The organism is Candidatus Afararchaeum irisae (assembly GCA_034190545.1).
Lineage (GTDB): Archaea > Halobacteriota > Halobacteria > Halobacteriales > Afararchaeaceae > Afararchaeum > Afararchaeum irisae.
This window is the reverse complement of sequence record JAXIOF010000030.1, coordinates 1-1,191: the sequence shown is the minus strand read 5'-3', so window position 1 is coordinate 1,191 and position 1,191 is coordinate 1. Positions and strand designations below refer to the sequence as shown.

The window sequence follows — 1,191 nt, the reverse complement described above, 5'->3', positions numbered from 1 at the left end:
CTACTACTGATGTCACCATCAGTACCGCAAAAGCCAGAGCACCTAACTTACGCTTTGTCTTAGTTGTTCTATCGTATTTCATATGTTTCCCCTCACCCATGATTACACATCATTGTAACAACAGCACATCATGATCAACGGATAGTCAATTTAAAATAAGGATATATAGGTATGCCGGTTGGCTATTTCCAATTACTCTCGTAGTAGCAAAACGGGTTACGGCGATAGTACTACGTCTGTATTACTAACATTACGTTAGAAACCCTTATATAGTAACTGAGGTACATTTGTGAATGCATCACAGTATTTCAAACGCTGTGGGATTGGGGGAAACATGAAAAGACGAGAGTTTCTGGCACTAACGGGTGCCTCTGTAATGGGGGGAATAGCCGGCTGCACAGGTGGGGAAGCTAAGCCTTCGGAGGACAGCAGTTCGGAAGACAACGATTCGTCGAGTTCGAGCGAGGATTCGGACTCCAAGTCGGAGACAAAGACCGAGTCATCCGAATCCGACACAAAGACAAGTTCCGACTCTGACTCCGACTCATCCGGAGACCAGACCGATGGAGAGAAGTCGGTGACAGAGACGACGTCCGACTCCGGATCGGGTTCGGACAGTAGCAGTAAAGACGAGAGTTCCGGAAGAACCGAAACCATAGAGTACTCGGGAAGCTGGACCGGCGAGGCGACGGGAGGCGTCAACGTCGGCGGTGACATGACTATGAAGGTCGACTACGACGCGGGGACGGTATCGGGAAGCATAGAAGGGGACGCTTCCGGTCCGATAGAGGGTACTGTGTCAGATAGGAGAGTCGAAGCCAAAGCCTCGGGACGTGCGATGCAGTATATGACGATGAACATGGACATGACCGGAGAGGTCTCGGAAGACTATTCGGAGATAAGTGGCGACTGGAGCGGTGAGAGTAACACCGGAATGTCGGCGTCGGGAAGCTGGTCGGTATCGAAACAGTAAGAAAAAAACGAACTTCGCTCTTCTGTAGTAGTGAATACTTATTTCTGAAAGGAGCTAATAGTTGGATTCAAGATGGTCAGCAGAGAGAGCGTTGATGAGGTCTTTCTGCCTGATAAAGAGGACTGTTTAGAATATCTCCGTAATCAGCGATGGTCAGAGGAGATAACGTGTCCGCACTGCGGTAGTGCGGACACGTTGAAGAAGGGAACAACAAGGAA

The 1,191-nt window shown here is 49.2% G+C and carries 2 protein-coding genes; both read left to right on the top strand.

Features of this window, described 5'->3' with window-relative positions; genetic code table 11:
- Window positions 1-334: 334 nt before the first annotated feature.
- Complete coding sequence (locus tag SV253_04255; GenBank protein ID MDY6775276.1) at window positions 335-973, top strand: hypothetical protein; 639 nt, start codon at window positions 335-337, stop codon at window positions 971-973.
- Window positions 974-1,045: 72 nt separating this feature from the next.
- Window positions 1,046-1,191, top strand: a 146-nt coding sequence (locus tag SV253_04250) for a transposase (protein MDY6775275.1), incomplete at its 3' end; no start/stop codon positions are given.

Excerpts from the sequence above, each read along its gene's own strand:
- SV253_04255 (MDY6775276.1), top strand. The coding sequence starts at position 335 with ATGAAAAGACGAGAGTTTCTGGCACTAACGGGTGCCTCTGTAATGGGG.